At 43.7% G+C, this 4947-nt stretch carries 2 protein-coding genes and 6 tRNA genes; 7 read left to right on the plus strand and 1 reads right to left on the minus strand.

Features of this window, described 5'->3' with window-relative positions; all coding sequences use genetic code 11:
• Position 1 precedes the first annotated feature (1 nt).
• The 7 genes from R7Q41_RS23635 (at position 2) to R7Q41_RS23665 (ending at position 2720) form a co-directional block, all read left to right on the plus strand.
• A tRNA-Asn gene (locus tag R7Q41_RS23635) sits at positions 2 to 77 on the plus strand.
• A 275-nt stretch (positions 78 to 352) separates the two neighbouring features.
• Positions 353 to 1978: a methyl-accepting chemotaxis protein gene (locus tag R7Q41_RS23640; RefSeq protein WP_104975628.1), complete on the plus strand. Its 1626-nt coding sequence runs from the start codon at positions 353 to 355 to the stop codon at positions 1976 to 1978.
• Positions 1979 to 2211: 233 nt separating this feature from the next.
• A tRNA-Phe gene (locus tag R7Q41_RS23645) sits at positions 2212 to 2287 on the plus strand.
• Positions 2288 to 2339: 52 nt separating this feature from the next.
• A tRNA-Thr gene (locus tag R7Q41_RS23650) sits at positions 2340 to 2415 on the plus strand.
• Between the two features lie 23 nt (positions 2416 to 2438).
• Positions 2439 to 2514 (plus strand) — tRNA-Asn (locus R7Q41_RS23655).
• A gap of 39 nt (positions 2515 to 2553) precedes the next feature.
• A tRNA-Thr gene (locus tag R7Q41_RS23660) sits at positions 2554 to 2629 on the plus strand.
• Positions 2630 to 2644: 15 nt separating this feature from the next.
• Positions 2645 to 2720, plus strand: a tRNA-Asn gene (locus tag R7Q41_RS23665).
• A gap of 248 nt (positions 2721 to 2968) precedes the next feature.
• On the opposite strand, the gene R7Q41_RS23670 is transcribed toward R7Q41_RS23665, so the two are convergent.
• Positions 2969 to 4405 carry an NAD-dependent succinate-semialdehyde dehydrogenase gene (locus tag R7Q41_RS23670; RefSeq protein WP_082240161.1) on the minus strand — a complete coding sequence of 479 codons (1437 nt, stop codon included), beginning with the start codon at positions 4403 to 4405 and terminating at the stop codon, positions 2969 to 2971.
• Positions 4406 to 4947: the final 542 nt, after the last annotated feature.

The raw sequence follows: 4947 nt of genomic DNA on the forward strand, positions 1-4947 counted from the left end.
TTCCTCCTTAGCTCAGTTGGTAGAGCGACGGACTGTTAATCCGCAGGTCGCTGGTTCGAGCCCAGCAGGAGGAGCCACTTTTAAAGCCGCATCACTTGATGCGGCTTTTTTGTATCTGCTTTATACGTCATTTCTCACTTTCCCATTTATCTGCACTTCATTTCTAAACATCAGCGAACATTAAATCCTTTCTTCAAAAACACTTATTTCACGCTAAAAATTTAATCCTCATCGTAATTTCAATACGCATTAGTATCCGAGCATATTTATCTTCACTAAGATGCCCGAGTTATTACATTTCTTCTTTTAGCTATGCCTTGCATAGTGATAACACTTTATTTGTGAGCTAAATATGAAACTAAAAACTCAAGCCTATTTATTATCTGCGATCATATTGCTAGCTCTCCTAGCTCTGACCGCAACGGGCTTATGGACACTTCGCGTCGCAAGTAACCTTGATAACAAAGCTCGAGTTACTGAGCTATTTAAAAGTGCGTACAGCATACTTACCGAAGTAGAAAAGATGGCTATCGAAGGCAAAATGCCGGAAGACGAAGCGAAAGCATTAGCCACTCGCCTACTTCGTAACAATATCTACAAAGACAACGAATACGTTTATGTCGCAGATGAAAATATGATGTTCATCGCCGCACCACTAGACCCTCAACTACACGGAACCAGCTTCCATGACTTTAGAGATGGCAGTGGTAATAGCGTAGGCCAACTCATTCTAGATGTATTGGGGCACAAAACAGGTCAGATCATTGAATATACCTGGAGCCAAAAACAAGCTGATGGCAGCATTGAAGAAAAACACTCGATAGCAGAAAAAACACCACACTGGGGCTGGGTTGTCGGTACAGGTATTGGCTTTAATGAAGTTAACGCACGTTTTTGGTCGACAGCACAATGGCAGCTTGTGCTGTGTCTGATTATCGCGGGAAGTATTCTAAGTGGCCTGATCATTTCGATTCGCAAAATGCTTCATCTACTTGGTGGAGAGCCTAACGACGTGCGTAAAGCAGTTCAAGCTGTCGCTCAAGGAGACATTCAGACCAGTTTTGATACTGTGGCACCGAGAGGAAGTATCTATCGTGCCGTGCAAGATATGAGTCAATCACTAGCTACCATGGTGACAAACCTAGAGAAGTCTATGCATGCACTGCGCGCAGAGTTATCTGCCGTAGAAGCTCGATCAAATACGATTGCCGATCTTACCGTATCTCAGCAGCAATCAACGGCGATGATTGCCACTGCGATGACTGAAATGGCATCTTCAGCCAACCATGTTGCCAATTCAGCAAGCGACACCGCAAACAATACGGACGAGGCTGACAAACAAAGCCAACATACTCAGAAACTCATTCATAACACGGTTGAAAACATTCAAGGTTTAGCTTCTCAATTAAATACTGCGAGTAAAGCGGTCGCCGATCTAGATCAGGATGTAAATAATATTGTAAAAGTGCTCGATGTGATTGGTGATATTGCAGAGCAAACAAACCTATTGGCACTCAATGCAGCCATTGAAGCAGCACGTGCTGGAGAACAAGGCCGAGGCTTCGCAGTCGTTGCTGATGAGGTACGCAACCTAGCAGGACGCACACAAGACAGCACAAAAGAGATTCAGTATATGATCTCCAATCTGCAAGAAGGCTCTCGCAATGCCATTCACACAATGGAAATATGTGCAGAAACCAGTGAAAGCACTGTTACAGAGTCTAAGAATGCCTCTGAAGCTCTACAGCAAATTGTAACGGCGTTAGAATCTATCACCACAATGAGCCAGCAGATCGCTACTGCTGCCGCTGAGCAGACGCAGGTTAGCGATGATATTGCGCTACGCATAAACCTTATCGAGGAAAGCGGAGGCCAACTCAACTCTGTCGTAACCGAGAGCCAATCAAGTACTCAAAGTTTAGCTTCACTAGCGAATGAGCTAGAAGGTTGGGTAAACAAGTTCTCAGTAAAGCACTAGTTTAAAGTCAATTGTTCAATAAAAAGCACGTTTTCAGACGTGCTTTTTTGTTTTTATCGCCTTTATTTTGCAAGTGAACACACTATCAATGTTAAAACATCGCTTAAAGCATGGCGCATTGCTGCTAAAAATGCATAAAAACAGCCCACTCCGAGCACAAATTCATCAAACGATATTTTATTTTAATTTTATTGTTGACCTGAAAGCCGAAAAGCCTTTTAATACACCTCGTCGCCCGGATAGCTCAGTCGGTAGAGCAGAGGATTGAAAATCCTCGTGTCGGTGGTTCGATTCCGCCTCCGGGCACCACAATTTATTAATTGTTGGTGCTTAGCACGAACAATGTTAAAGAATAAAATGTGCCGACTTAGCTCAGTAGGTAGAGCAACTGACTTGTAATCAGTAGGTCACCAGTTCGATTCCGGTAGTCGGCACCATTTATTCTCTTAAAAAAGACAATTCCTCCTTAGCTCAGTTGGTAGAGCGACGGACTGTTAATCCGCAGGTCGCTGGTTCGAGCCCAGCAGGAGGAGCCAATTTTCATTATTAAGTTAATAACTTATTAATGACATTGTGCCGACTTAGCTCAGTAGGTAGAGCAACTGACTTGTAATCAGTAGGTCACCAGTTCGATTCCGGTAGTCGGCACCACTTATTAAAATTTGTTCCTCCTTAGCTCAGTTGGTAGAGCGACGGACTGTTAATCCGCAGGTCGCTGGTTCGAGCCCAGCAGGAGGAGCCATATTAGAAGAAGCCGCATCACTTGATGCGGCTTTTTTGTATTAGTTTAAAGCTAAGCTCTCTCCTACCCCATAACGAAATAACATAAGCGCTTTGATTATTAAAAACCGCTTACCGCAAGCTAACTATCGACTCACTAAGTAACCAGAAAATATTAACCACAAACGCGCGTGGCAAATGGTATGCCTTTCAACTAAAAAAAAGCTAGGTAAAAACCTAGCTTTTTAATTCAATCGGCCATCTCTGAAATCAGCTTAAACCACCAAGACAAATATACTTTGTCTCCAGATATTCATCGAGTCCTTGCTTAGCACCTTCCCGTCCAACACCCGACTCTTTAACTCCACCAAATGGAGCCACTTCAGTAGAGATGATCCCTTCATTAACTCCAACCATGCCGTACTCTAAACCTTCACTAAAAGTCACAATACGCTTCAAGCTATTCGTATAGAAATAGCAAGCCAAACCATATTCTGTATCGTTCGCCATTTCGAGAACTTGATAATCATTTTCAAAGGTAACAATAGGCAACACAGGCCCGAATAGCTCTTGCTGAACAATCGACATATTCTGCGTCACACTATCCAAAAGAACGGGCTCCATAAAGCGACCAGGCCGTCTCTGTGGAGAGTTAGCAATAGAGGCTCCTTCTTGTACAGCTTGATCGATCGCCGCCTCTAGTCGATGCTTAGAGGCCATCGTAATAACAGGACCTAATGTGACACCTTTCTCTAAACCATTTCCAAGCTTTAATTTGCTTAACTTCGACAATACTTTATCAATAAAAGCTTGTTTTACATTTTTATGAACATATAGCCGATTGGTACAAACACATGTTTGCCCTGCATTACGGAACTTCGACGCGACAAGCCCTTCCGCAGCCTCATCTAAGTCTGCATCTTCAAACACGATGAAAGGCGCATTACCACCCAACTCCATCGACACCGCCTTGACTGAATCACTGGCTTGCTTCATCAAAATTTTCCCAACGCGCGTAGACCCCGTAAAAGAGATCTTCTGAATCCTAGGATCAGTACTTAGTACTTGACCAAACTCAGCAGCCTGCTCCGACACCACGACAGAAAGCAGTTCTTTAGGGATACCAGCCTGATAAGCTAATTCAACAACAGCAATTGCAGTGAGAGGGGTAAGCTCTGATGGCTTGATCAACATGCCACAACCTGCCGCTAGGGCTGGTGCTGCTTTTCTTGTAATCATCGCAATAGGGAAGTTCCAAGGTGTAATTGCAGCGCATACTCCCACAGGCTGGCGAATTGCAGATAGACGTCTATCTGTCGTGGGGGCAGGAATAACTTCGCCATAAGCACGTTTTGCTTCTTCTGAGAACCACTCGACAAAAGAGGCACCATACATCACTTCCCCTTTGCTCTCAGCTAAAGGTTTACCCTGCTCTAAGGTAATAATCGTGGCTATGTCTTCTGCATTATCAAGAAGTAGTTGATACCACCCCCTCAAACGACGAGAGCGCTCTTTGGCACTTAATTTAGCCCAACGGACTTGCTCCGTTTTGCACTGACCAATGAGATCATCTAACTCATCAAGAGTACTAGGCTTTAACCGAATTAACTCTTGCTCAGTTGCAGGGTTGATGACCACAATTCCCTCATCGGAAGACCATTGCTTAAATACAGATTTCAGCGTTTCATTTTTTATTTGTTGCATCATCAAACATACTCCTCAAGAACTCCTCTTAGGTTAATCGCTACTAGCAAGTTCAGCAAAGAAAACAAAGTTTTCTAAAAGGCATTAATTTTCGGAAGACTTAGCTCTATTCCTCACTATATTTCGGGAAATTGCGTAATCCACGTAACGACGGTCCCGCTCTAAACATGGAAGCAATGAATGTTTGAGAAATAAGATGTAGAAAATTATTGTTTAAGAGAGACGCTAACAAAACACGCAGTACGGAAGACTATTCATTCTATTACGGTTGAGGGCGAGTGTTATAAAGACTCATTGTTCAAATGACCAATCTTTCAACGAGGACAGGATACAAACTCGGAGTAATTGGAAGTGCAGGCAGCAGGCTCATCTTCCTGAGAAACTCATGTGCCAAAAGGGTAAAGAAAGTCGTATTGTCTCGCCTTCAATGTGTAAATGCATTTCTAGGGGACACGACCAAACGAAAAGGCCCCAGTCTTTCGACTGGGGCTTAATATAAGTGGCGGAGTGGACGGGACTCGAACCCGCGACCCCCGGCGTGACAG

It is taken from the genome of Vibrio sp. 2096 (assembly GCF_033339595.1).
Lineage (GTDB): Bacteria > Pseudomonadota > Gammaproteobacteria > Enterobacterales > Vibrionaceae > Vibrio > Vibrio alginolyticus.

Excerpts from the sequence above, each read along its gene's own strand:
- R7Q41_RS23670 (WP_082240161.1), bottom strand. The coding sequence starts at position 4,405 with ATGATGCAACAAATAAAAAATGAAACGCTGAAATCTGTATTTAAGCAA.
- R7Q41_RS23640 (WP_104975628.1), top strand. The coding sequence starts at position 353 with ATGAAACTAAAAACTCAAGCCTATTTATTATCTGCGATCATATTGCTA.